This window comes from Pseudomonas sp. MDT1-17 (assembly GCF_054898105.1).
The window spans coordinates 2,967,425-2,992,314 of record NZ_JBUBVM010000001.1 but is presented as its reverse complement, the minus strand read 5'-3'; the positions used below and the strand labels follow the sequence as shown (position 1 = coordinate 2,992,314).

25 protein-coding genes are annotated in these 24,890 nt (G+C 60.1%); 16 read left to right on the top strand and 9 right to left on the bottom strand.

Features of this window, described 5'->3' with window-relative positions; all coding sequences use genetic code 11:
• Positions 1-6: 6 nt before the first annotated feature.
• Both ACYZTX_RS13890 and ACYZTX_RS13885 read right to left on the bottom strand, forming a co-directional pair.
• Positions 7-717, bottom strand: a complete 711-nt coding sequence (locus tag ACYZTX_RS13890) for a GntR family transcriptional regulator (RefSeq protein ID WP_462037037.1) — start codon at positions 715-717, stop codon at positions 7-9.
• 5 nt (positions 718-722) lie between these two features.
• Complete coding sequence (locus ACYZTX_RS13885) at positions 723-947, bottom strand: acyl-CoA carboxylase biotin carboxyl carrier protein subunit (protein WP_462034517.1); 225 nt, start codon at positions 945-947, stop codon at positions 723-725.
• 197 nt (positions 948-1,144) lie between these two features.
• Between ACYZTX_RS13885 and ACYZTX_RS13880 the strand changes: the two genes are divergently transcribed.
• The 10 genes from ACYZTX_RS13880 to ACYZTX_RS13835 are packed head-to-tail and all read left to right on the top strand — an operon-like array spanning position 1,145 to position 12,425.
• Positions 1,145-1,612 carry an acetyl-CoA carboxylase biotin carboxyl carrier protein gene (locus ACYZTX_RS13880; protein ID WP_462034516.1) on the top strand — a complete coding sequence of 156 codons (468 nt, stop codon included), beginning with the start codon at positions 1,145-1,147 and terminating at the stop codon, positions 1,610-1,612.
• Positions 1,612-3,021 (top strand): acetyl-CoA carboxylase biotin carboxylase subunit, encoded by a 1,410-nt coding sequence (gene accC / locus ACYZTX_RS13875; protein ID WP_462034515.1) that lies wholly within the window; start codon positions 1,612-1,614, stop codon positions 3,019-3,021. Before ACYZTX_RS13880 ends, accC begins: the two co-directional genes overlap by 1 nt.
• A complete protein-coding gene (locus tag ACYZTX_RS13870) occupies positions 3,018-4,415 on the top strand; it encodes a beta/alpha barrel domain-containing protein (protein ID WP_462034514.1) in 1,398 nt (465 codons plus the stop codon). Before accC ends, ACYZTX_RS13870 begins: the two co-directional genes overlap by 4 nt.
• Before the next feature lie 3 nt (positions 4,416-4,418).
• On the top strand, positions 4,419-5,918 hold the full coding sequence (locus ACYZTX_RS13865; protein WP_462034513.1) for a hypothetical protein: 1,500 nt from the start codon (positions 4,419-4,421) through the stop codon (positions 5,916-5,918).
• 7 nt (positions 5,919-5,925) lie between these two features.
• Complete coding sequence (locus ACYZTX_RS13860) at positions 5,926-6,342, top strand: Zn-ribbon domain-containing OB-fold protein (RefSeq protein WP_462034512.1); 417 nt, start codon at positions 5,926-5,928, stop codon at positions 6,340-6,342.
• Positions 6,343-6,350: 8 nt separating this feature from the next.
• On the top strand, positions 6,351-7,880 hold the full coding sequence (locus ACYZTX_RS13855; RefSeq protein WP_462034511.1) for an AMP-binding protein: 1,530 nt from the start codon (positions 6,351-6,353) through the stop codon (positions 7,878-7,880).
• A complete protein-coding gene (locus ACYZTX_RS13850) occupies positions 7,877-9,055 on the top strand; it encodes a thiolase C-terminal domain-containing protein (RefSeq protein ID WP_462034510.1) in 1,179 nt (392 codons plus the stop codon). Before ACYZTX_RS13855 ends, ACYZTX_RS13850 begins: the two co-directional genes overlap by 4 nt.
• A gap of 2 nt (positions 9,056-9,057) precedes the next feature.
• Positions 9,058-10,116, top strand: coding sequence for an alcohol dehydrogenase catalytic domain-containing protein (locus tag ACYZTX_RS13845; protein WP_462034509.1), 1,059 nt, complete (start codon positions 9,058-9,060; stop codon positions 10,114-10,116).
• A complete protein-coding gene (locus ACYZTX_RS13840; RefSeq protein ID WP_462034508.1) occupies positions 10,116-11,657 on the top strand; it encodes an acyl-CoA carboxylase subunit beta in 1,542 nt (513 codons plus the stop codon). The genes ACYZTX_RS13845 and ACYZTX_RS13840 overlap by 1 nt, the downstream gene beginning before the upstream one ends.
• Before the next feature lie 54 nt (positions 11,658-11,711).
• Positions 11,712-12,425: an NAD(P)H-dependent oxidoreductase gene (locus ACYZTX_RS13835; protein ID WP_462034507.1), complete on the top strand. Its 714-nt coding sequence runs from the start codon at positions 11,712-11,714 to the stop codon at positions 12,423-12,425.
• Between the two features lie 57 nt (positions 12,426-12,482).
• Here ACYZTX_RS13835 and ACYZTX_RS13830 read toward each other — a convergent pair whose 3' ends face one another.
• The gene (locus tag ACYZTX_RS13830; protein ID WP_462034506.1) at positions 12,483-12,863 is read right to left on the bottom strand and encodes a RidA family protein; all 381 of its coding nucleotides are present in this window, start codon (positions 12,861-12,863) and stop codon (positions 12,483-12,485) included.
• A gap of 159 nt (positions 12,864-13,022) precedes the next feature.
• On the bottom strand, positions 13,023-13,382 hold the full coding sequence (locus ACYZTX_RS13825) for a DUF6124 family protein (RefSeq protein ID WP_462034505.1): 360 nt from the start codon (positions 13,380-13,382) through the stop codon (positions 13,023-13,025).
• Between the two features lie 511 nt (positions 13,383-13,893).
• Here ACYZTX_RS13825 and ACYZTX_RS13820 point away from each other — a divergent pair.
• The 3 genes from ACYZTX_RS13820 (at position 13,894) to ACYZTX_RS13810 (ending at position 16,420) form a co-directional block, all read left to right on the top strand.
• The gene (locus tag ACYZTX_RS13820; protein WP_462034504.1) at positions 13,894-15,087 is read left to right on the top strand and encodes an S-type pyocin domain-containing protein; all 1,194 of its coding nucleotides are present in this window, start codon (positions 13,894-13,896) and stop codon (positions 15,085-15,087) included.
• 10 nt (positions 15,088-15,097) lie between these two features.
• Positions 15,098-15,454: a DUF6572 domain-containing protein gene (locus tag ACYZTX_RS13815; RefSeq protein ID WP_462034503.1), complete on the top strand. Its 357-nt coding sequence runs from the start codon at positions 15,098-15,100 to the stop codon at positions 15,452-15,454.
• 309 nt (positions 15,455-15,763) lie between these two features.
• Complete coding sequence (locus ACYZTX_RS13810; RefSeq protein ID WP_462034502.1) at positions 15,764-16,420, top strand: DUF2931 family protein; 657 nt, start codon at positions 15,764-15,766, stop codon at positions 16,418-16,420.
• Positions 16,421-16,494: 74 nt separating this feature from the next.
• On the opposite strand, the gene ACYZTX_RS13805 is transcribed toward ACYZTX_RS13810, so the two are convergent.
• Entirely contained in the window at positions 16,495-17,088 is a 594-nt protein-coding gene (locus ACYZTX_RS13805; RefSeq protein WP_462034501.1) for a hypothetical protein, read from the bottom strand.
• Position 17,089: 1 nt separating this feature from the next.
• Entirely contained in the window at positions 17,090-17,857 is a 768-nt protein-coding gene (locus ACYZTX_RS13800) for a DUF2092 domain-containing protein (protein WP_462034500.1), read from the bottom strand.
• 143 nt (positions 17,858-18,000) lie between these two features.
• On the opposite strand from ACYZTX_RS13800, the gene ACYZTX_RS13795 reads away from it, so the two are divergent.
• The 3 genes from ACYZTX_RS13795 (at position 18,001) to ACYZTX_RS13785 (ending at position 19,698) form a co-directional block, all read left to right on the top strand.
• Positions 18,001-18,402 carry a hypothetical protein gene (locus tag ACYZTX_RS13795; RefSeq protein WP_462034499.1) on the top strand — a complete coding sequence of 134 codons (402 nt, stop codon included), beginning with the start codon at positions 18,001-18,003 and terminating at the stop codon, positions 18,400-18,402.
• Positions 18,403-18,589: 187 nt separating this feature from the next.
• Complete coding sequence (locus ACYZTX_RS13790; RefSeq protein ID WP_462037036.1) at positions 18,590-18,871, top strand: DUF3303 domain-containing protein; 282 nt, start codon at positions 18,590-18,592, stop codon at positions 18,869-18,871.
• A 152-nt stretch (positions 18,872-19,023) separates the two neighbouring features.
• A complete protein-coding gene (locus tag ACYZTX_RS13785; protein WP_462034498.1) occupies positions 19,024-19,698 on the top strand; it encodes a DUF3313 domain-containing protein in 675 nt (224 codons plus the stop codon).
• Between the two features lie 125 nt (positions 19,699-19,823).
• Here ACYZTX_RS13785 and ligD read toward each other — a convergent pair whose 3' ends face one another.
• The 3 genes from ligD to ACYZTX_RS13770 are packed head-to-tail and all read right to left on the bottom strand — an operon-like array spanning position 19,824 to position 24,812.
• On the bottom strand, positions 19,824-22,424 hold the full coding sequence (ligD, locus tag ACYZTX_RS13780; protein WP_462034497.1) for a DNA ligase D: 2,601 nt from the start codon (positions 22,422-22,424) through the stop codon (positions 19,824-19,826).
• On the bottom strand, positions 22,421-23,416 hold the full coding sequence (locus tag ACYZTX_RS13775; RefSeq protein WP_462034496.1) for a methyltransferase: 996 nt from the start codon (positions 23,414-23,416) through the stop codon (positions 22,421-22,423). Before ACYZTX_RS13775 ends, ligD begins: the two co-directional genes overlap by 4 nt.
• A 10-nt stretch (positions 23,417-23,426) precedes the next feature.
• On the bottom strand, positions 23,427-24,812 hold the full coding sequence (locus tag ACYZTX_RS13770; RefSeq protein WP_462034495.1) for an iron-containing redox enzyme family protein: 1,386 nt from the start codon (positions 24,810-24,812) through the stop codon (positions 23,427-23,429).
• Between the last annotated feature and the right edge of the window lie 78 nt (positions 24,813-24,890).

Sequence of the window (24,890 nt, the reverse complement as noted above, 5' to 3'; positions counted from 1 at the left end):
TGTGGTTTATTCCAACTGATTCGATGCGGCTTGATGGGAAGCGTTGATCAGTTCAACCATCATTTTCGCGGCAACCGTGCTGCTGTTTTCTCTGAGTGCCTCGACCAGCGAACGCCAATGCATGACGGAAGCCTGCCGACGCTCTGGCGAACGCAACCCCAGGCGGGTGTAGCGTGCGGTCTGAATTCCCAATGCGCCCATGAGTTCTGCCAGCTGCTTGTTACCGCAGGACTGGAACAGCAACGTGCTCAGGCGATAACTGCCCTGCGCGTATTCATCCAGCGCATCCGATTGCGCTGCGATCAGCTCAAGCCGGGTGACGATGGCATCCATCTGATTCACGACAGACGCATCGAGATCAGCCAGGTACTTGGCCAACAGCCCGGCCAACACGGCGCGGATCTCGAACAGGTTGTCGATCTCCTGCCGGCTCAATGACGTTACATGCGCGCCACGCTGCGGCACGATGGTGACGACGCCCACCTTCTCGAGAATACGCAAGGCTTCGCGAATCGGCCCCCGACTGACCTGAAAGTGATCGGCCAGTTCCTGCTCACGCACCGAATCTCCCGGCCCGTATTCACCGCGCAGAATCGCAAGCGTAATGCTCTCGGCAATCTGCTCAGGCATCGTCAACACGCGCTGGCGACCAGCCCGCATGATACCTATTGCACTACCGCCCTTGGCGGCCGACGCCGAACCTGCATTCATTGACATAGACTTCAATCGCACTCCATAAGCAAAACATCCTGGCCGTCTTTCACGACGTCGCCCTCGGCAACGAGAACGCTCACCACGCGACCCGAATCTGCGGCCATCAAGGGAATTTCCATTTTCATGGACTCCATGATGATCAGCGTCTGATCTTCTTCAACGACATCACCTTCGCGGACATGGATCTGCCACACCGTTCCAGCGACATCCGATTTAATCGCGATTGTACTCATTCTCGCCCCCTCCAAAACACAACTGTTTTCTGAAATCGCCGGGCCATTGGCCGCCGCACGCTACGCTTTTTTATCAAGAGCTGCGCAAACGCCCTGGGTGATGATCAGCAAACTACATGATTGTCTGATTGTTGACAATCCTACGTTTCGATGTTTTTATCGGTCAAGGCAATTCGAACAACAAGAGGCCTGAAGGCATGTCACTTACGCATAAAGAAGCACGACGAATCCTTGAGATACTGGATCACACGACGCATCTGGACTTCCTTGAAGTGCGCATCGGTGACACCACGCTGACTGCCAGCAAGTCCGGCACGATTCAGCGCTCGCTGGAGCCTGCCCAAGGCGCCACGCCCACAAAACCCGCACAGCTAGCGCCCTCCGTGGCGGCCACCAGCGAACCCGAAGTCGCCGAGGGTCAGGTGGCCGTGCGCGCGACCATGATGGGCACCTTCTATCGCAAGCCCAGCCCCGACCAACCGTCGTTTGTTGAAGAGGACGCCATGGTCGAGACCGGCACGCCCCTGTGCCTGGTCGAAGCCATGAAACTCTTCAACACCCTCGCCTCCCCGGTGACAGGTCGCGTCGTGCGCATCATCGCCCAGGACCTGCAGATGGTTCAGCGTGACCAACTCTTGATGATTATCGAACCGGAGACTCGCTGATGAGCAGCATTCCCGTGGCAACCCGTGACATTCGTCGGGTATTGATCGCCAACCGTGGCGAAATCGCTGTGCGTATCGTGCGCGCCTGCAAAACATTGGGTATCGAATCGGTCGCGGCCGTCTCCGAAGCCGACCAGGACAGCCTGGCCGCCCGTCTGGCCGACCAGTACGTCATCATCGGTCCGCCACCGGCTGCACAAAGCTATCTGTGCGCCGATCTGCTCGTGCGCACCGCACTGGAACACCGTTGCGACGCCATCCACCCGGGTTATGGCTTCCTTTCCGAACGCTCGCATTTCGCCAAAGCCTGCGAAGACGCAGGGCTGGTGTTCATCGGCCCATCGGCCGAGATCATTGACTCGATGGGCGACAAAATCACTGCCGTCGGTCTGGCCGAAAAAGCCGAAGTGCCTCGCGTACCGGGCTCCGATGCCGTGGCCGATGCCGACACCGCCCGCACTATCGCCAGCGAGATTGGCTACCCCGTACTGTTCAAGGCAACGGCCGGAGGCGGCGGTCGTGGCATGCGGATCGTACGCAGCGACGACGAGGCCGAGGCGGCATTTCGTTCGGCTTCATCGGAAGCGCAGGCTGCCTTTGGCGATCCGACCCTGTATGTCGAGAAGTTCATCGAACTGGCGCGCCATATCGAAATCCAGATCATGGGCGACCGTCATGGCAACGTGGTGCATCTGGGTGAGCGGGAGTGCTCGACGCAGCGCCGCCACCAGAAGCTGATCGAGGAAGCCCCCTCCCCAAGCCTTGCGCCACAAACCCGCGAGCAAATGGGTGAATGCGCCGTACGTCTGGCGAAAAATGTCGGCTACTTTGGCGCGGGTACGATCGAATTCGTGGTCGATGACCGCGATGGCAAATTCTATTTTCTGGAAATGAACACCCGTATTCAGGTCGAGCATCCGGTGACGGAGATGATCACCGGCTACGACCTGGTCGCCGAGCAGATTCGCATCGCGGCTGGCCTGCCGCTGTCGTTCAGTCAGGCCGACGTGAAACCGGTTGGCCATGCGATCGAGTGCCGGATCAACGCCGAGGACCCGGACCGCAATTTCCTGCCCAGCCCCGGCCAGGTGAGCGAGTGGCTGCCACCCAAAGGCAAAGGCGTACGGGTCGATACCCACTGCTACAGCGGCGCCACCGTGCCGCCTTTTTATGACTCTTTGCTTGCGAAACTGATCGTGCATGCGCCGACCCGCAGCGAGGCCATCGTGCTGATGCGCAAGGCGCTGGAGGACATGAAAATCGTGGGTCTGTCGACCACCGCCAGCTTCCATCATGCCGTGCTCGATCACCCGGACTTTGTCGCGGGCCTCGTCACCACACGCTGGGTTGAAGACGTCTTCGTACCGGCCCGCAAACAGGCTTTGAAACAAGCCAAGGAGCGCGCATGAGCATGACAACTTTGGTCGATGTCAGCCTGAGCGACGGTCAGACCGCGGCCTGGGGCGGTGCCGTCAGCACGGCGATGATGCTGGGGACGATGAATTCGCTAGGGCACGCTCGACTTGCCGCCATCGAGGTATTGAGCCCGGCCGTGATCGCGCAATGCGTAAGTCGTGATGAGAATCCGCTGCAGCGCGTCGTCGCATTGCGCGAACGCGCCAATGGCACACCCCTGCGCGCAACCGTGAACCTGCTGCCAGCCCATGGCCACATCGACGTGCTCGCCGGTGAAGCGCTGGACACCTGGCTGCGAATGCTGGCGAAGTCCGGCATCAGCGAGGTCGTTTTGATTGATCCGCTGCTGGACCTTTCGCGCCTGGGCAACGCCGTGCAAAAGGCGCAGGCCAACGGTTTGACGGCTATCGCCGCCCTGCCCTACGTGGACGATCCCGAACATTGCAACGCGTCCTATTCGGCCTGTGCCGCACAGTTGGTCCTGACCGGTGCACAGCGCATCATGCTGCGCGACGAAGCTGGTTTACTGCATGTCGATCGCCTGCCCGGCTTGCTCTCGGCCCTGCGTAGCGGCCTCGATGGCACACCGCTGGATTTGCACACACGCTGCCATACCGGCCTCGGCCCGCAGGTGGCGCTGGAGGCGATTCGACTCGGCATCGATCGCCTCGATGCTGCGCTGCCCGCTGTTGCCAACGGCGCATCGGCGCCTTCGCTGTCGCTGCTGATCCGATCCGCAGCCTTGCTCGAACTGCCACTGCAATCACCGGATCAGGATCGTCTAAAAGAAGCCCAGGCTCAGCTCGCTGCCGTGGTGGACCAAGAAGGGTTCGCCGAGAGTCTGCCTTGGGCTTTCGACCTGGCCCCATACGAACATCAATTGCCAGCAGAAATCGCCGCCCACGCCATGCAAGCGTTGCGCAAGCGCGGACGCCTGGCTGATCTGTTCGAGTTTTCTCGCGAATGCACCCGTATTCGCCAAGAGTTGGGCAATCCACCGATGCTGCAACCCTTCGCACAGGCAATCGCGCGACAGGCACTCGAGCATCTCGATGCCAGCCCACGCTACGCCACGTTGCAGCCCGCACTGCGCCGCTGGTTGCAAGGCTGCTACGGCCCGATCGACACGTCGTTGTCCAGCCTGCAACAACGCATCGGCGCTGTGGCAAACCCTTGCCGTCCGATCAACGTACCCGCCACTGAAGGGGCGCTGGCGGCGCTGATCTGCGGCTGCTCTGCGCTGCCACCCTTGCAGACACTTCACTACGAAGTTCGCACACCCGAGCAAGCCCTGACACACGGGCTGCTGAAACGCTGGCCCGATTACACCGTATTGAGTGTCACAGGCCCTGGCCTGTCCATCCATCTCGAACACAGCAAGGGGTGACATGTGCTGAATCAACTACGTGAAAAAGTGAACGCAGAATTCGCCCGTACCGGCAAACGTCGCCGTATCCAGTTGGTCGATGCTACCCTGCGTGACGCACACCAGTGTTTGTGGGCCACTCGCATGCGCACCGAGCACATGCTGCCGATGGCCGAGCGACTGGATGCCTTGGGTTTTGATGCGATTGAAGGCGTTGCGTTGGTGCAATTCGACGCCAGCGTGCTATTCCTCAACCAGAGTCCGCTGGAACGGTTACGCCTGTTGTCCGAACGCATCCGCCACACGCCGCTGCGCGGTGTCGTGCGCAGCAACATGTTGCGTAGCTTCTACCCCGAGCCGGACGATTTGAGTGAGCTGTACGTCGAACGTCTGGTCGCCAACGGTGCGCGCGATATCGGCTTTCTCGATTCCCTGCACTGCTGGGATAACCTGGTGCCGGCGATCACCACCGCCAAGCGACTCGGCGCGACAACGACCCTCGCCATGATTTACAACCTGGCCCCCGGCTACGACGCGCCGTTCTACGCCGCCAAGGCGCGCGAGGCCATCGAGCGCTTCGATATCGATGCCTTTACCTTCGGCGACGCCGGCGGCAGCATGACCGTGGAGCAGGTGCGCAGCATTGTGCCGGCGATCAAGGCCGTGATCGGTGATCGACCGCTGGAAATCATCACCCATTGCCTGAACGCGACCGGTTCGCTGGTTGCGCTGGAAGCAGCCGTGCACGGTGCCGATCGCCTGCTGTGCTCGATCGATCCGCTGGCCAACGGCAATGCCGGACCATCGGCGCAGATGCTGGCTCGCAACCTGCGTGAGATCGGCTTCGAGGTCAATTTCGATGACCGCGCAGCAGACGAAATCGGTGAATACCTTGCCGGGGTTGCCGAAGAGAACGGCTTCCCTGTGGGAGTCCCGGCGGAATACGACCCGGCTCACTTCGTGACCCAGTACGCCGGGGGCGCCATGTCCAATCTGCAATCGCAGCTTCAGCTGGCGGGAATTGCCGACAAGCTGCCAGTCGTGCTCGAGGAGATCGGCCGCATCCGCGTGGAACTGGGTTCGCCGGTGATGGCTACACCCTTCCCCGCCATGATCGCCGCACAGGCGGTGATGAACGTATTGAGCGGCGAGCGTTACAAGGTGGTGCCGGACGAAGTGAAAAAGTACGTGTGCGGCTATTTCGGCGCCCTGCCGCTGCCGGTCGATCCCGACATAAAGGATCGAGTGCTCGCCAACGGTTCCCGTGAGATTGCCATCACGCCGCCAGTGCTGGCGCCAAGGGTTCCAGAGCTGCGCCGTCGCTATCCCGGTTTGTCGGATGATGACCTGCTATTGCGCGCCATGTACGGCGACGAAAAGATCACCGGGCTAACCCCCACCGTGGTCGACGACACGTTCAGTGTGCGCCGTCCATTGCACGAACTGATCGCCGGTCTGGCCAAGCTCCCGGAACAACGTCATGTGCACATCGCCATGGCCGGTTTCGAACTGCGTACTCACTGAGGCTGCCATGTCGACTCCTCTTGCTGCACGGCCACTGCCGCAACCCACCACCGAAACGGCCGCCTACTGGGCGGCCGCGCAGGAACATCGACTGGTGATCCAGCGTTGCGGCAGCTGCGGCCACTGCCAGTTTTACCCGCGGGCGTTCTGCATCGAATGCCTGTCCGACGGCATCGAATGGATCAATGCCAGCGGTCATGGGCGCATCTACACCTACACAGTCTGCCGGATCGCGCCCTCGCCGGCCTTCGAATCGCGGTTGCCCTATGTCGTTGCGCTGATCGACCTCGATGAAGGCGTTCGTCTGCTGGCCAACATCCTCGACACCGACCTTGAGCGCGTCGCCATCGGCGCCCGCGTCAGCGTCTGTTTCGAGTCCGTCAGCGAATCCTGCACGCTGCCCCAGTTCACTCTTTTGGATTAGCCGCCACCATGGAAATGATTACCGACCACTTCGATGCCGGCGCCAATCGCCACCCGGATAATGTCTGCCTGCAAGGCACCGGTTTCAGCCTCACCTACGCCGAAGTCCAGGCCGACTCCCATGCCATTGGCCATGCCCTGACATTGCTGAGACTCCGGTCCCCCCATGTCGGCGTACTCGCGCCCAATCATCCATTAAGCTTCGTCGCCATGCTGGGTGCCTTGCGTGCGGGGGCGACCTTCGTCCCCCTGAATGCCCGTGACTCGATCGACAGCCTGATCTGGTTCATGAGCTTCACCCAGCTGTCCGTACTTGTGCTGCATTCCCAATACGCCGAGCATGCCGAGCGCATCCGCGCAGGCGTACCGACGCTGACCACGCTGATCGGCCTCGACGAACCGATCGCCGGACTGAGTATCGCCGAGTGGTGCCGAGAGCACGCCGACCAGCGCTGCACCGTGCGCCAGTCCCTCGACGACACCGCCCTGATCAAGTCCTCGGGGGGCACGACCGGTCGGCCGAAAGCGATCATGCAAAGCCATCGTGCCCTGCTGGCCTGCTACCGCATCAGTAACCAGTTCATGCCACCCGCCAAGAGTCCGGCGCATCTGGTTGTGGCGCCGCTGACCCATGCTGCAGGTGCGACCGCCATGGCGCTGTCGAGTTTCGGCACGCGCAACGTCATCGCACCGTCCGCCGACCCGGGTGCCGTCCTCGAAACCATCGAACGGGAACGCATCACTCACCTGTTCCTGCCGCCCACCCTGATCTACCGGCTGCTGTCACATCCGGACGCCAGGACGCGTGACTGCTCCTCGCTTGAGTACGTGATCTACGGTGCTGCGCCGATGTCCGTGGACAAACTGCGTGAGGGCATCGCGTTGTGGGGACCGGTGTTCGTTCAGGCCTACGGCCAATCCGAAGTGCCGGGGGTCATCACGGTGCTGACCCGCGAAGATCACATGCGTGACGGTAAGCACCTGGGCTCCGCCGGTCGACCCACCGGCGCCTGCGAAGTGGCGCTGATGGATGAGGAAGGACGGTTCGTCGAGCCGGGCGAGCGCGGGGAGATCGTCGCCCGTGGCGAGCTGGTTGCCCCGGGTTACTACGACAACCCGCAAGCCAATGCCGAGGCACGACGTTTCGGCTGGCACCACACCGGTGACATCGGTGTGTTCGACGAAGGCGGTTACCTGTACATCGTCGATCGCACCAAGGACATGATCATCTCCGGTGGCTTCAACATCTACCCGAGCGAAATCGAGCAGGTGATCTGGGCGCATCCGGCGGTCATGGATTGCGCGGTGGTCGGCATTCCCGATGCCGACTGGGGCGAGAAGGTCATCGCCGTCATCGAACTCAAGGCTGGCGCCAGCGCGACGGCCGAGGAGTTCATCGCAACCTGCCGCGAAAAACTGGGCAGCCTGAAGACCCCCAAACAGGTGCTGTTCTGGGACAGTCTGCCGCGCAGCCCGGTCGGCAAGGTATTGAAGAAAGATGTACGTGCGCAGCTCATCGCCCAGGAGCCGCAACCATGACGCTCGACGTTTCCCGTCTGGCCGGCCGTTACGCCATCGTTGGCGTCGGCGAGGCCGGCCTTGGCAAGGCGCAGCCGGGTGACACCGCGCTGTCGCTGCAATGCCGATCGGCACGCGACGCGTTGCTCGATGCAGGGCTCACGCTCGCCGACGTCGATGGTGTGTTTGCGCACTGGGACGACCGCGCCAATGCGTTGCTGGTGAGCGAGTACCTGGGCATCACGCCGCGCTATGTCGACAGCACGGTGGTGGGCGGTGGCTCGCCGCTTACCCATTTGATTCACGCCATGGCCGCGATCGAGGCCGGACTGTGCTCGGTGGCGCTCGTGACCTATGGCAGTACCCAGCGACTGGATCACAGCCGCAACCGTGGTGGAGCGATCACCGACCCGCGCTCGCCGTCGGGCCAGTTCGTGTCGCCCTACGGCGTGCTCAGTCCGATCAGTTGGTATGCGATGCTCGCGCAGCAGTATTTGCATCGCTATCAGGCGAGCGCAGAGGACCTCGGCGAAGTGGCGATCAACGCGCGGCGCTGGGCGCAGTTAAACCCACAGGCGACGCTGCGAAAGCCGCTGACGATGGAGGAGTATCTGGCTTCGCCACTGATTTCGGACCCGTTGCGCAAGGCTGATATTTGCCTGGTCAGCGACGGTGCCGGTGCGCTGATCCTCACCAAAGCCGACCGCGCACGCACGTTGGCGAAGCCGCCGGTGTTCATTCGCGGATTCGCTGACACCTATCTGCATCACGTCACACCGCTCGGCACGACCGACTGGCTCGACCCTGGCGTTATCGGCGGCTGCGCCGAGCGTGCACTGAACATGTCCGGCATCGCGCGCGACGAATTGAGCATGGTGCAGATTTACGACGCCTTCACCATCAACGTGCTGGTTGCACTCGAAGCCATGGGGTTCTGCGCGCCAGGCAAGGCCGGCGCGTTCCTGCGCAGCGGCATTGCTGCGCCCGGCGGCGCACTGCCGGTGAATACCTCCGGCGGTGGACTGGCCTTCAACCACTCCGGTCAGTTCGGCATGCAGTTGATGATCGAATCGGTGCGCCAGCTACGGGGGGAATGTGGCGAGCGGCAGGTCGCCAATGCCAGTAGCTGTCTGGTTCAGACCAGTGGGCTGCTGATGTCGGCATTCATGTCCATGGTGTTGGCGAACGGTGATTGACGATGAATACGGCAATCCCCATACGCACCATGCAAGCCTTTCGCATGTTCGACTGGCACGACGGCGGCCGCCTGTGCGAAGTGCCTGTGCCGGTTCCCGGTCCTGGTGAAGTGCGCTTGCGGGTCGGCGGCAATGGCCTCTGTCAGTCGGATCTGCATGCGCTGGACGATTTGTGCTGCTCGCCCCCGCACCTCGATGTGCAGCTGCCGATGACCCTTGGCCATGAAATCGCCGGCTGGATCGACGCGCTCGGGCCGGGCGTCAGCTGCTGGGCGATCGGTCAGGCCTGCGCCGTGAGCATTCCCGGTTGTGGTCATTGCCGCGCCTGCATCGATGGCTGGAACAACTATTGCTCCGCCTCGCGGCGCATCTATGGCGGCGGCTATGACGGCGGGCTTGCCGAATACGTCGTGGTCCACCAGGACTGCCTGGTTGATATCGGCACTCTTGAACCCTGGAAAGCCGCGCCGCTGACCGACGCTGGGCTCAGTTCCTACCACGCGGTCAAGCGCGTCGCACCGTTGCTGCAACCCGGCAGCAGCGTGCTGGTCATCGGTGTCGGTGGACTGGGGCATATCGCTATCGCCACGCTTGGCGCGATCACGGCGGCCCACGTCATCGCCATCGATACCCGCGTCGAGGCCCTGGGGCTGGCCGTCAGCCAAGGGGTGGATCGGGTGCTGGATGCCAGCGGGTTAACACCTGAGTTATTTCTCAAGCGCATCGGTCGGGTCGATGCGGTCCTGGATTTTGTCGGCAGCGGCGACACGCTGCGTCTGGCGGCCGGCGTGATTCGCCCGCTCGGGCACATCGTGGTGGTCGGGCGCGGGCACGGTGCCTTCGAGTTGCGCAACGGCTCACTGCCCTACGGCGCCATGATCAGTACCACGTTCGGTGGCAGCAAGTCCGAGCTGATCGAACTCATCGCGCTGGCATCGACCGGCCGTCTACCGATCCACCTGCACCGACATCGACTGGATGAAGTGCCGCAAGTCCTGCGCAAAATGCGTCGCGGCGAAATCGTCGGACGTGCCGTCATAGTTCCCAATGAGACTTACTGATGACTCGCGAACACCTGTCACCGGAACAAGAGCTGCAAGCCCGTCGCACGAGCACCCTGCAAATGGGTGGCGAGGCCAAGCTTCAGGCGCGCCGCAATGCCGGCGTACTTAACGCACGGGAACGTCTGGAGGGTTTGCTGGATACCCAGTCGTTCAGCGAGATCGGCATGTTGGCCCACTCTTCTCGCCCCGAGGACCGGGACAGCACCCCCGCCGACGGCAAGATCACCGGCTTCGGCCGCATCGACTCGCGTCGCGTGGCCGTTGTGTCCAACGACATGACGGTGAAAGGCGCGTCCTCCTCGTGGATCAATGCACGCAAGATCGCTTACATGAAGGAATGCGCCACCCGCAACGGCATGCCGCTGATCTTCCTTGGCGAATCCTCGGGCCAGCGCATGCAGGACGCGATGGGCGCGGCGAGCATGGCCAGCGGTGGTCAGGATGCCCAGCAGTATTGCCGACGCCGCGAAACCCCGTGGGTCAGCGCGGTGCTCGGGCCATGCTTCGGCTCGGCCAGTTGGTATTCGTGTTTGGCGGATTTCACGGTGATGCGCAAAGGTGCATTGCTCGCCGTCTCCAGCCCCAAGGTCACCTCAGTGGCGATCGGTGAATCATCAGATACCGAAGAACTCGGTGGCTGGCGCATGCACGCTGAAATCACCGGGTTGGCCGACATGGTTGTCAACAATGACCAGGAGGCACTGACTGCCATTCGGCGTTTTCTCAGCTATCTGCCTTCTCACTCGAACGAGTCGCCCGCCGTACTGCCCTGTGAACCCGAGGACCGGCCGGACTCGTCGGGACCTGAAAGCATCGTCCCGGTCGAGCGCGCCAAGACCTACGACATGCGCAAGCTGCTCGCCACGCTGGTCGATCGCGACAGTCTGTTTCCACTCAAGGACCGCTTCGGTCGCTCGGTGGTCACCGCCTTCGCCCGTCTTGAAGGTGCCAGCATCGGAATCGTCGCATCCAACCCGCAATTCAAAGGCGGGGCTCTGGACGCCGATGCCTGCCGCAAGGCCACCGGTTTCATCGCCATGTGCGACTCGTTCAATATCCCGCTGGTATTTCTTGTCGACACGCCCGGTTTCCTCGTGGGTATCGAAGGCGAGAAACGCAGCGCGCCTGCCCACATCATGAACATGATTCACGCGGTGCAACTGTGCTCGGTGCCGAAGCTCTCGGTGATCGTGCGCAAGAGTTTCGGTCAGGCCTACCTGAATTTCGGCGGTGGCCGCAACAGCGACCAGTCGGCCGCCTGGTGCATGGCCGATGTCAGTTTCGTCGACCCCGCCGTTGCGGTCAGCGTCGTGCATGACGTGACACGCGAGTCCGACCCCGAGCGCTACGACCGCCTGCACGCTGAATTCTCAAAAGACACGTCGGCCTTTGCCCTGGCCGGCGCGATGGGCATCCACGAAGTGATTGCACCGCGAGAAACCCGGCGCTTTCTCGTCGAGGCGCTGGCGGCTCAGCGACGCGGATTCAATAACGGTGTCGGGCGCCATGAAATGAGTACATGGCCGACCTACTTTTGACTTTTGTGAGTTCAATTCACGCTGAATACGCCCTCTAAATGCCAAGGAATCGCCATGAACGTTTTAATCGTGCATGCCCACCCCGAGCCAAAATCCTTTACCGCGGCACTGCGCGACCAGGCTGTTGAGACCTTGCAATCCCAAGGGCATGAGGTTCGGGTATCCGACCTGTACGAGATGAATTGGAATCCGGTGGCCAGTGCCGATGATTTCTCCGTCAGAGAAAACCCTGAGTACCTGGTCTACGCACTTGAGCAACGACGCAGCAGCAAGGAACAGACACTCGCCGCCGATATACAACAGGAGCTGGACAAGCTGCTGTGGGCGGACCTGCTGATCCTCAACTTCCCGATTTACTGGTTCTCGACACCCGCGATCCTCAAGGGCTGGATTGATCGTGTACTGGTTTCCGGCATCTGCTATGGCGGCAAACGCTTCTACGATCAAGGCGGTCTGCGCGGCAAGAAAGCGTTGGTGACGATAACGCTGGGCGGGCGTGAACACATGTTCGGCGAAGGGGCCATCCATGGTCCTTTGGAGGACATGCTGCGCCCGCTTCTGCGCGGGACGTTGGCCTATGTCGGATTGGAGGTGTTGAAGCCTTTTGTCGGCTGGCATGTACCGTATATCAGTGCTGAAGCTCGACAGGCGTTCCTGACAAACTATCACCAACGACTGGAAAGTATCGGCGAGGATCAGCCCATTGAGCATCCACGTTTGAGTCAGTTCGATGATCGACTCTATCCACTTGGGCTCGCGCCTGCCTGAATCCTCTGCCCGGTGGCGGCCGCTCGCTAAGCGCGACCGCCGGAAAAATCCGCAGCCTCAGCCCTTGGCTGCCATCGCGGTAACTTCCACGCGCATGCCTTCGACCGCCAGGGCGGCTACGCCAACGGCGGCGCGAACCGGCCAGGGCTTGGCGAAGAAGCGCTGGTAGACCTCGTTGAAAGCGGCGCGGTCGGCCATGTCGGTGAGGTAGATGGTCAGATGCAGAACCCGGTCCATGGAACTGCCGGCGTTTTCCAGCGCAACCTTGAGCGCCTGCAGCGTGCACTCGCTCTGCTCGGTGATGCCGCCCAGCTCCAGGCTGCCGTCGGCGCGGGTGGGAATCTGAGTGGAGACCAGCAGGCCGCCGAAACCGGCAACGTCGGAGGAGATGGATTCCGGGTCGGGATCGGGGAGGAAGGTGATGTCGTCGTTTGCCATGGGGATCTCTTGCTTGAGGTAATAAAGGGATCGCCGAGTATACGCTCCGCTATTTAGTGTTTAGGACAGATAAACCCCAACGCGAACGAAAAGCGGCCCCTAAAAAGGGACCGCTGCGCTGCCCAACGTCAGTTACCCACTCACCACAGCAGACCGCACCTACGTGGGTAGATCAATTTTATCCAACACCCGGTTCGCCGTGATCTCCGCCACCATGATGCTGTTTGAAATGCCCAGCAAGGCGTAGCGCGATTCACCCTCTAGATGATCCACCAATTGGTGAACCATCACATCGACCGACGCCAGCGTCTCGACCAAATAAACCGCCAGGGTTTCGACCGTGGCTTCTGGGTCGACGGAAAACAGGGTGCTGCGTGTTCGCGGGGTGGCTTTGATGTCGGCAATCGACGGGAAGTGGTAATCGAGAGCTCGCTCGGCGGCTTCGTTGAGTTTGTTTGAATCGGGTTCGTACGGGGAGACCGGATCGGTGTCCGGTGGATTGGGTGTGACCTTGAACATATTCAATTCTCCAACAACGTGGAGCCGTCACCGAATCGCTGCTAAACGCAGGGTGGCAGCTGTGTGCAGGTTAGCAGACCGGTGGAGACGAATCCGGCGCGCCCGAGGGCGCCCTGCGCACAGCTACCATAAAGTGCAGGCATGAAATGACCTGACTGTCTGGATGCAGATGCGCTTCGTCAAGACGGGCTGCTAAACCCGATCACTGATGAGCAGTGACACGAATCAAGTTACCGAGTGACCCCAAGACGCACAAGCCGGCGGATTCTGGCGTAGCCGTAGGCAACGGCGCAAGGTTTTGTAGCTTTCAGGACGTAACCTTGAGGGCGATTAAACAAACCACATCCGGCGATGTTTAAAAGTGGGCGTGCACGTCAGATAGTGGGAGTCATCGATACTGGCTAAAGAATGGAATTCGCCCACATAGAGTCAAAGTGCCATCCATTGCTTCCCCAATCCCCGACTGTCACCCTGCGCCCGTTCATCAAGGAACGGAACAAGGAATCAAGGATTGAGTGGCTACGTACCCAACTCGCCCAAGGGCTATCGAAACAGCGGCGTCGAACCCGTTGATACTAATGCCCAGCACTGGGCGCAATACAAAGACCTCCCACCCAAGCCAGACTCAAAGCCCAATCCCCTAGGCTGTGTGTTTGCCAAGAGCTGTAACCTGCCGGACGGCGAGATCAATCACACCAACCCGGCAGGGTTTGTGCCCGTTGAAAAACTAGCGGACTACGGACTATGGGCCGTGCTGGCCACTGGGGCCGCAATCACCGCCGAAGGCACCTCACTCCAACTGGTAGGTGGCTCAACAACCGGTGGCGCCATTGCCCAGCGGCTGGGCGGATCTCTTGCACTCAATTTGCTGGAGGGGGCAGGCGCAATGGCGGCGGGTGCTGCGGTGGGCACCGTCGCGCTATTAATGCCCAACACCAGCATTGCCCCCGACAGTGCCTTCTACATAAACGATCAGTACGCCACGCTTAAGGCGGGCCGCACGCGTGTCCGCGTCAATGTGAAGACCTTGCCGGATGGCTCCGTCAACGCGTATGGCTTCTACACCGGCGACAAAAAGGACTGGGAAAATGTCCCCGTCATAGAGGCCACGAAGAACGGTGAACAATACGTTGCCGACATAGGCAACGGCATTGGCCTCACCTGGACGCCAGCGGCAAGCCCGGACGGTGTACTGGGTATTCCTGCATTAGAAGGCGCCCCACAATTACCTCCCGTGTGGGTGTACCCGCCGACTGCGCAATCTGACACGTTGCTGCAAAACCCAGAGCATCCTCCTGAATTTCAGGACGCAATCATCTGGTTTCCGGCTGACGCGGGCCTAGAACCCATCTACATTGTGCTCAGCGAACAGCTGGACAAAAACAAGAAACAAGGGAAAGACTTCGAAGACACCACATACGAAGAGTTTAGCCAAAAGCAGGGCCAAAGCGGCCGTGAGGTCACGGTTAAGACCGAAAGCGGAACACGTACTCGGCTTGATATGTTGGGCCGCAACACTGACGGTGATATCACATGCGTCGAATGCAAATCATCGGAAACCGCGCCACTCACCAAGAACCAAAAAAGTGCATTCCCCGAGATTGAACGAAGCGGCGCCACCGTCGTAGGCAAGGGGAAGCCCGGCTTCCCAGGCGGGACTCAAATCCCCCCCACCAAAGTCGAAATTGTTAGACCAAAATTTTAAGGAAGCAGACATGTCCATCACCAACTCACGGGTCATTGATATCTGGGCTACCCCCGACTGGGAGCCCGAAAATGTGCTGCTCATCATCACCGACCACCTTGAGTGGGGTAACAAAACCGAACAAGGCGAGCACCTGCAACTGCTGCAAGACAAACTCAACACCTATATCGCGTTTATTGAAAGCGGCGAGATCTACACCGAGATTCCCGGCGCGATGGGCAAACACCCCATCATCCGGATTCACGGCCTGTACGAACTGCCCGAGCAGGGGGAGATCTTCATTGACCGCGCCACTGAAATGCTGAAAGACGCGGGTATCGGACTAGAATTCGTGCTTAAAGCGGACGAATCGATACGTAACATGTGATCGAGCAATTCCACTACACGAGTCCTACCTCGTCATCTCAAACCGCACTGCTGTAGAGGGTCAAATAAATGCCCGCAAGTGCGGGCTTTTATCAACAGCTGTGCACTTACTCAAGTTCAACTTCGGCCATCGCACCTACGATTTTCACTCCGCTGGATCGTTGTGGTGAGCGTCGTAAGCGTCGAAACCATTATCTTGAAAGAGTTATAGATCGAACTTCCACCAGAAATCGCGAAACGAGCCGGTTGCCCCGACGCAGGACGCGATTCGCGAGCAACACCCTCATGTACCTGACTGGACGCTTTGGTAATGAAACGACTCATCACGCTACTGAGCATTCTGCTCATCGCCGGCTGTCAGTCTGCCGACCCGCTTTCAGCAAAAAATGACCCCAAGTCACAATGGTGGGAGCTCGCGTTCACTGAACCCAACTATATGAAGGTGTGGGTTGAGGACAGCTCAGTACAGGACATCACCGGCAAAGTCTTTTTCAGAACCGGCGGCGGTAGCGCTTCTGGCGGTGAACCTGAAGACGGCAAAGAATCCGCCCGTGGCTGGGTGGCGGTCGGCGGCAGCGGGAAAACAGTGGTTGGCGCCGATTTGCCAATACGGGTGTTTGTTCGATGGCAATCCATCGTTGAGCAAAAAACCTGGCGGGCGTGGGTGGACATCCCCGAGCAAGCCAGACAGCTAATGCGCTCATCAATCATGCAACGTTGCCCGCAAACCCCGGAACAAGAGGCGCGATACATGGCCGCTATTTACATGGGCCTAGCCCCCGGTGGCGTCATACAGGTATGGGTCAGAGACTCATGTCACCGTCCCGTCGAGGTGGCGTATGCCCAAGCAGAGGTTGAGCCTTTAGGCCCCGGCCAAGGCAAGAATGAAGGCCGTTATGCTTACCCTGTGAGTGAAAAGTCCAAGCGCTACATCGAACAATTCGGAATACCTTACGGCAGCTGGTGAGTGCCCAAACTGTCTTGCTCTGGAGAATCGCAGCCAGTTCGCTGTACTTGGGTGCCCATGGCATGACCCCCGACTCAAGGCGCATTGACCACGATATAAGTCACATCGCTGCCCTGATACTGCGGTTGATACCAGGTTGAACCGCATTGCATGTAAGCCGTGTTGTACTGGATGACTTGCACGCAGCTGGTGGGCAGTTGCGCAGGGGTGAAGATGGACCCGACCACCGCCGCGGTCACCGCGACCGTTGCGGTGACGACCGCCGCCGTGGCGATCGGATGGTAGTGATTGTCGTAGCCATAGCGACCACGCCCGTCGACGTCGATGTCCACGTCGCGACTGTTATCGATGTTGACGTTACGGGTGCTGTTGTTGATGTTGGTTCGGTTGCCCACCGTGTTTCCAGCATTGACCCGATTTCCAGAATTGACCCTGTTGCCCGCGTTGACCCGATTCCCCGCATTGACCTGATTCGCTCGTTGCGCGGTATTGCCGGTGTTGATGCGCTGAGCTCTTTGGGCCGTGGGCGGCGGCGCACGATTGACCGATGCCCTGGCGTGCCCTTGTGCACGCTGGGGTCGGGCATCCACATAACTGACCAGGCTAAGCGTCAGTACCGAGGTGGTTGCGAGCGATAACAACAGGCTCCACGACATAGTCCTGTTCATGTCATTCCCCTTCCTGATCACTGGTTTTCTTCAAAGGAATCGCCACATCGCCTTTACCCGGTGCGAAGGTGAAGATCGAGTCCTTGATGCCCGGTTTCAGGTTCCAGTGATACAGCGCGCTGTATTCCGGAAAACCCGGTTCATCTGTGGTAGTGATCACCAGTTTGCACGGCAGCGGTTGCTCGGATCGGGTGATCCACAACTGCCAATCAACGCCCTCCTGCCGAAAGGCCAGGTGATCACACAGTTGCCCTTTGATCGTCGACGGCCCGACATACAACGCGCTTTTCAGCGCATCGATCTGCGCCTGATCGCTGCCAAACAGAAACAGGTCCTCCATGGGGATCTGAACACCATAATGGTTTTCGATCATGTGCAACGCATCGGACAATTTCGGCGGTGCGTCCACCGTCGTGTAGTACTTCAAAAAAGGCGAGTACTGGGTCAGTTTCTTGCCGTTGTAGAAGAACTCGCGCGTTCGAACATCGCCTTCCGTCTTGGCGTACATCCGATCACGCGTCACTTTCAAGACATTGAAGGACTCGGTCTTGATCTTCTGGCCAGACTCCAGAACGGTATCCCGGGACACCTCGGCGTCCACCTGAAACTTCGGCAGGCCGCGCAGGTAGTTGCCCATATCGATGAGTTTATCGACCACTTGCGGGTTGACCGTCGGGGTGGCGTCCGGTGTTGGCGGATCGTCGGCACGCGCCCCGGAGGTCAGCGCCAGGGTGAACAACAGGCAGCAAAAACTTGCGTTGGCTTTCATTGATCCCGCTCCTGGCCTGTGCTCATGCTCAACGCCCCGGTATCAAGGCAGATTAATAAGCCTAGACGCGGTGTGACCCGTTCGCCAGAACGGCAAGAAACCCTATGGGCAAACCCGAGCGGAGCGCTCTATGATTGAAGCCCATGACGACCACGCCTCCGATTCGCCAACCCTGCCCGCCCGGCGCCTGCGACTGCGGGCGTGACCCGCTGCTGGAAACACCGGGAGCGGACGTGCGCATCCTGTTTCTGACCCGTGCAGAGGAACAGCGCCTGATCGAACGCCTGGAAAACCTCCAGAGCCTGAGTGACCTCGAGCGTCTGCAACAGCGGATGTTTGAGCAGTTGGGCATCCGCGTGAGCATCGCCCCCGGTTTCAACGAAGTACGCACCATGCGGGGTATTGGTATCAACCTCGGCGAACAGCCAGGGTTATGCCGCAAAACCCGTCAGTCGATCCCGGCCGCGATTCGCCGCGGTCTTGAGCGGCGCCCAGAGATTGCCTACGAGCTGCTCAATGCCAACGACCTGTTGCGCGACGCGTGAAATCAGCCCCGCAACGAAACAGGATCAGCGGTCATACGCAGAGTCCGGGCCGCTGCTATGCCTTCTCATGGGAGTAATGGTTTCAAGCCAGCCAGGATGAGACTGGAAACACACGCGTGACCGTGGTCCCGGCGCCAGCCAGGTGCGCGAAGAGAAACAGGTGTCCATCCGTAGCAGGAGGTGGCAGATGATATTCATGGTCAGTTGGTCCATCAGTCCAGAAAATCGAAACACCGTGATCAAGCGCTTTCTCGAAACCAAAGGTGCCCCACCAGAAGGCGTCAAGATGTTGGGGCGCTGGCATGCCGTTGGTGGTTCCAACGGTTTTGGCATCGCTGAAGCCGATGATGCCGTAAAGATTCAGAAATGGGTGCTGCAATGGAACGACCTCATGAACATGGAAGTTCATGTAGCGTTGACCGACGAACAGGTGGCGCCGCTGCTGGCCGCCGCTGTCGGCAAGCAATAGTCGTTGAGGCGGCGAGCCGCGCTCGCCGCCTCATGCCTTTGTATTGGCAACCGAAGTTTTTACCGTGCCCATGGGCGAATCCTGGCGTTGCGGCCGGAGCCACCTATGCTCTGACCAGGGCAACGACATCAATCCATGGAGCACACACCACAATGAATCTGTCCCGAAAACTGTTTATTGGCGCTGCGCTGGCCAGCCTGCTGCTCGGCGGTTGCACCTCGAAAGTCACCGAGCGTGAGCAGTATTCCGGTTTCCTCTCCAACTACAACAATTTGCAGCAGGTCACCACCACCAGCGGCGAAACGGCCATGCGCTGGGTGAGCCCGTCCTGGAATCCAGATGCCTATAACACTGTGGCCTTCAACACGCTGGAGCTCTACCCGGCGCCACAGCCCAACGAACGCGTCAACCGGCAAACCCTGGACGAGTTGCAGAACTACATGACCAGCAAGGCCAAAGGCGTGCTGGGCCAGAAGTACCAGATGGTGTCGAGCGCAAAAGCAGCGCCGGCCGGTTCAAAAACCTTGATCATGCGCGCGGCGATCACCGGGGTGAATGCCGAAAACGAGGGCATGAAGTGGTATGAAGTGGTTCCGGTCGCCGCCGTCGTGGGGGGTGTTTCCGCTATCAGTGGCCATCGCGATCAGGACACCACACTGTTCATCGAGGCCGAGTTTATCGACGCCAGCAACAACCAGACCGTGGCCAAAGTGGTGCGCAAAGTCTTTGGCAGCACACTGTCAAACGCCAGCCAGAAGATCACCACCAAGGATTTCAAAGTGGCGATCGATAAACTGACCAGCGATCTACAGGCGTTCATCAAGTAACACCACCACCCCTGTAGGAGCTGCCGCAGGCTGCGATCTTTTGATCTTGATTGGTCGGTGTAACAACCGCCGCCAAAGATCGCAGGCTACGCCAGCTCCTGCACGGACCGAATACGCCTCGCTCGCTACTTCTTCATCCCCACCCGCCGCCGCATCTCGGCAGTGATCGACTGCCGGGTTTTCTTCAGGTCCGCCCAAGGTTCATCACCGACCTCGGCCAGGCGTTCATGCACGGTGTGCACGTTCCACTGATTCCCGCCCTTGAGCTCACCCACCTCTTCTCGAAAGATCGGCACCGACACCGGCAGCCCTTCGCGGGTGCGCACGGCGTAGGCGCAAATGGTCGTGGCGCCCAGACCGTTGCGCAGGTAATCGATGAAGATACGCCCTACCCGGTTCTTCGGTCCCGACACAGCGGAAAAACGCTCCGGCAGCAACTTGGCCATGTGGCTGACAATCGCGTGGCTGAAGTCTTTCACCTCGTCCCAACCGAGCTTGCGGGTGAGTGGCACCACCAGGTGAATCCCTTTGCCGCCGCTGGTCTTGAGGAACGCGTTGAGCCCCAACTCATCGAGCACCGACAGGGTCAGTTGAGTCGCCTCCACCATGCTTTTCCAGGGCAGCGCCGGGTCCGGGTCGAGGTCGAGGACGAAGCGGTCGGGTTTGTCGAGATTGTCCGAGGTCGCGTTCCAGGTGTGCAGCTCAACGGTGCTCATTTGCACGGCGCCGATCAGGGCCTCGGCATTATTGATGATCATCACCGGTTGGCCGGTGAGTTCTTTGTCCAGGGTGGTGATGCCCGGAATAGCCAGGCGTTCGGCGTTTTTCTGGAAAAACAAGTCGCCGGCGATGCCGTCCGGGGCGCGAACCAGCGCCACTGGCCGGTCCTTCAATTCGGGCAAAATCCATTCGGCGACGCTGGCGTAATATTCGGCCAGTTGCCCTTTGGTGGTGCCGCTGCTGGCGTCGATCACCCGGTCCGGGTGAGTGATGCGCACCTTGCCCTCGCCCAGGCCGATTTGTGATGGCGCAGGCGCGGCTTGGGCAGTTTTCTTTTTCGATGCGGCAGAGGGTTTTGCTGCGGGGGCTTGTTTAGCGGCTTTGGGCTTCACGGCTTTTGGACGCTCCTCGGTAATGTCTTCGGCAGGTTTGTCGTCACGCAGACCATGGAACACCGCATGACGGACTGAACCTTCTTTGGTCATTTCGGCAAAAGCGACCTCGGCCAGCAGCGTGGGCTTGAGCCAGTGCACACCCTTGGCGTCAAATCCGGTCGGTGGATTGACCACTGAACTCTTTTTGGTTTGCAACGGTTTCAATTGCTCGTAGATGCGCTTGAGCGTCGTCTCGTTGAACCCGGTGCCGACCTTGCCCGCGTAACGCAATTCACCGCTGTCGCGGTCATGCAATCCCAGCAGCAGAGCACCAAAGGCATTGCGCGAACCTTTGGGATCGGTGAAGCCAACGACGACGAACTCCTGCCGATGCTTGCACTTGAGTTTGATCCAGTCGCTGCTGCGCCGTGAAACGTAAGGCGAGCCCAGACGCTTGCCGATCAACCCTTCCATCTGCATTTGGCAGGCACTGTTGAGCAACGCTTCCGGTTCTTCACTAAAGGCATCGGAGAAGCGCAGCAACGGGTCTTTATGGGGGTTGAGCACCGTCGACAGCGCCACCCTTCGCTCCTCTACAGCCACCTCGCGCAGGTCCACTCCATTGAGGTAAGGCATGTCGAACAGGTAGTAAACGATGTTGCCACTGCGGCCCGAGTCGAAGGCGTTTTGCAAGGCCTGGAAGTCCGGCACGCCCTGCTCGTCGGCAATCACCATTTCACCGTCGAGCCAGGCGGATTCGAGACCCAGCGCAGCCAACGCCTCGGCTTGTCTGGGCAGTTTATGGGTCCAGTCGTGGCCGTTGCGAGTGAAGAGTTTGACCTCGTCATGGTCGATGCGGGCCATGATCCGATAGCCATCGAACTTGATCTCATAGCTCCACTCGCCGTCCGGGGCTTTTTCGACCAGCGTCGCCAGTTCCGGTTTGATCAGGTCCGGCAATTTGGCTTTGTGCGCGCCCGTCAATGGCGCCGACTTTTCCTTGCGCGCCACGGCGGCGGGTTTTTTGATGGGTTTGGGTTTGGCAGTGATCTTCGGTTTTTTGGCAACAATGGTGCGATCACTGAGCACACTGTCGGGCTCGGCAGCGACCACGTCGTAATCGCTTTCGGGTTTGGCTGCGTCGTCCTGATGCTTGATCAGAAACCATTGCTCCTGCTTGCCCGGCATGTGCGTGCGCACCAGGTTCCACAAGCCGCCGAGCTTCTCGCCTTGCAGCTCGAATTTCAGCTTGCCCTTGGCGTACGCCTTGGCCGGGTCTTCCTGAGGAATCCACACCCCTCGGTCCCAGACAATCACCTCGCCGGCGCCGTAATGCCCCTCGGGAATGCTGCCCTCGAAGGTCGCGTAATCAATCGGATGGTCTTCGACGTGGACCGCCAGACGCTTGACCTTGGGGTCCAGTGACGGGCCTTTAGGCACCGCCCAGCTTTTCAGCGCGCCATCGAGTTCCAGGCGAAAGTCGTAATGCAGGCGCGAGGCGTCGTGCTTCTGGATGCAGAACTGCAAGGCATGGTCTTTCGCGTTTTTTTTGCCCCCGCGTTTGGCGGCGGCCGGTTCAGAGGTCGCCGAGAAGTCGCGCATGCGGTTGTAATCGTCCAGGCTCCTGGTCATGGCGCACCTGCTGACGACGTAACGGTTCCCCCGATGCCTGTGCCGATGCGCGTGACGATCAGGGCGACGACGGCAATGCGTTCCACCCGCTGATAGCCAGGCGTCAACAGTTCTTCACCGAACACGTCAGGGTCGAGTTCGTGGTAAGTCCAGCCGAACATCGGCGATTCCAGACGCGGCGTCACCGCGTCCAGAAAAGGATCGAGACCATCGATCATCGCCACGCCGGTGTACAGCACCAGGGAGCCACCAGGGGCCAATCGATACAGGGCTTGCTCGACAATGCGCAACGACAATTGCGCACCGAGCGCCCCGCCGCCATGCCGGTAGGCACGCTCTGCCGGGTCGGCCATGTAGGGCGGATTCGCGACGATCAGGTCGAAGTTGCCGTCGACGTCCTGCAGCACATCGCTGGCTTCGATGCTGACGTTAGCCACCTCGGCGAGCGCGGCGTTGATCGCGGTCATGCGTAACGCCAAAGGGTTGATGTCCACGGCCAGCACCTGCGCTTCACGGCGAGCGCGGGCAATCACAATCGCCCCGACGCCTGCGCCGCAACCGATGTCCACGGCGCGCCTGATCGGCGCGAAGCTCTGTTGCAGATGGGCGTGAATCAGCCGGGCAAAACGGTAAGTGTCGGGTCCGAAGAACACCGCATCAGCGGCGTCGGTGGGGAAGCCCGAATGCACGAACAGCAGGTCATCGAGGCTTGACCAACGCACATGACTTTTCAGCCGGCCGTTGCTTTCCCCGAGGACGCCCGCCTGTTGCAACTGCCGCTGTTCATCCACCGACAACAGACCGGGTTCAAACGGCCGCGACCAACCGAATACTTCGCGCAGGGTCCGGGCGGTTTGTCCGAAGTTGCGATCATTGACCCGCTGATGGGTCAGCGGCGTTGGCGTGATGAAACGATAACCGTCGGCCTGCAAGCGCCGCCCCAGCTGCAGCAAGGCCAGATCGGGTGCGAGAAGCTGTTCTTCCTGATTCATGAAGGACTCCCTATCGAAAACCGGATTTGAGTTCGATGAACCGTCGCGTGGCCATCAGGCCAGCCGGATGAGAGTGCCTATGGGCAGACAGCCATGGGATCAACACCTGCATTTGCTCGTCGGCGGCAAGCCCATCAAGTGTAGCTTGGAGGCGTTGGACATCCGGGTCATTGGCGGGCACTGGCGGTTCGGTTGCGGCACTGGTGCCACGTCGAACCGCTGCCGGCGAACGCTCGGGGCGCCAGTCTCCGGCGATCCAGTCGTGCAGCAGCTGTTTTTCGTAGGGGCTGAACACCCCGAACATGGCCGCGCCGTCGCCATCGACCAATTGCCAGAAACGGCTGGCTTGCGGATCCTCGTGACGTTTGATCCAGCCCTTGTTTTCCAAGGCGCTGAGGAAGCCCGGCAACTGCTCCGGCGACGACAGCCATTGATTGACGGTCTTGCCTTCAAACCGGCAGTAATCGGAATGCATGTGCTGACCAAACGGACGCTTGCGTTCAAGCATGTTCAGCAACTCGCCGTACAAATCGAACGACTCGATAATCGCGCGACTGCCCTGCCCCAGATCGTTGAGCCGATAACCCAACGCGACCCTGCGCAGAAAATCTTCGCGGTCACCTTCCACCGGCAGCAATTGCAGCACCGACTGCACGGCTTTTTTCGCGTGGCCGGTGCTGGCATTGTCGATGGTCACGTGCAGCGTGAAGTAATACGGATCGATACCCAGCTCGCTGAGTTCATAGGCGCTGATCAGCAAATGCAGCGGCAGTTGCTCATAGCCGAGGTTGTAGCCGATCACCTCCGGCAAAAACTCGTCGCTGCAATAACCGAGCGCCAATTGCACCGCACCTTGCAGGTAACGCTCATCGAAGATGAATCCGCTGTCTTGCAAGCCATGCTCGGCGAGCAGTTTGCGGTAGATCACCACATGATTTTGCGCCGGGTAGCCATCGCCCAACTCTTCCAGATAGGTGCAAATCAGCCCTTCGAAACGAGGGTCGTGCCAGTGCCGCAGCAGGCCATACAGCCACGCACCGTCCACCAGTTTGGTCGGGGCAACGGCTTGCAGGAAAAACAACGCGTGCGCCTTGTTCGTAAAGAACTGCCGAGGCCCGCCTGCCTTGCGTTTTTGCAGGTAGTCGGCGTATTGGCGAGCGACTTCGACGCAGTGCTGTTCGACAAAGGTTTGCAGGGCCGACAGGTCTTGCGGCAGGTCCTCGGGCAGGTCCGCTGCGTGCGCAAGTTGAGCCTCGAGGAAGGTTTTGCCAAGGATGCGCTGGTGTTCGATATCGTCGCCCAGCAATAGCTGTTCGTAGACAAGTTTCAGGCTGCCGGCGGTCTGGATCAAGCGTTCGTGGGCAGGCTGGGATTCAAGTCGTGTCAGGGCAGTCATGGGTACGTCTCTCGGTCTGAGGCCAGTGGCAGGACGCTGAATCAGCACGTCTCTACATCAGCAGAGCGACTCGCCCGG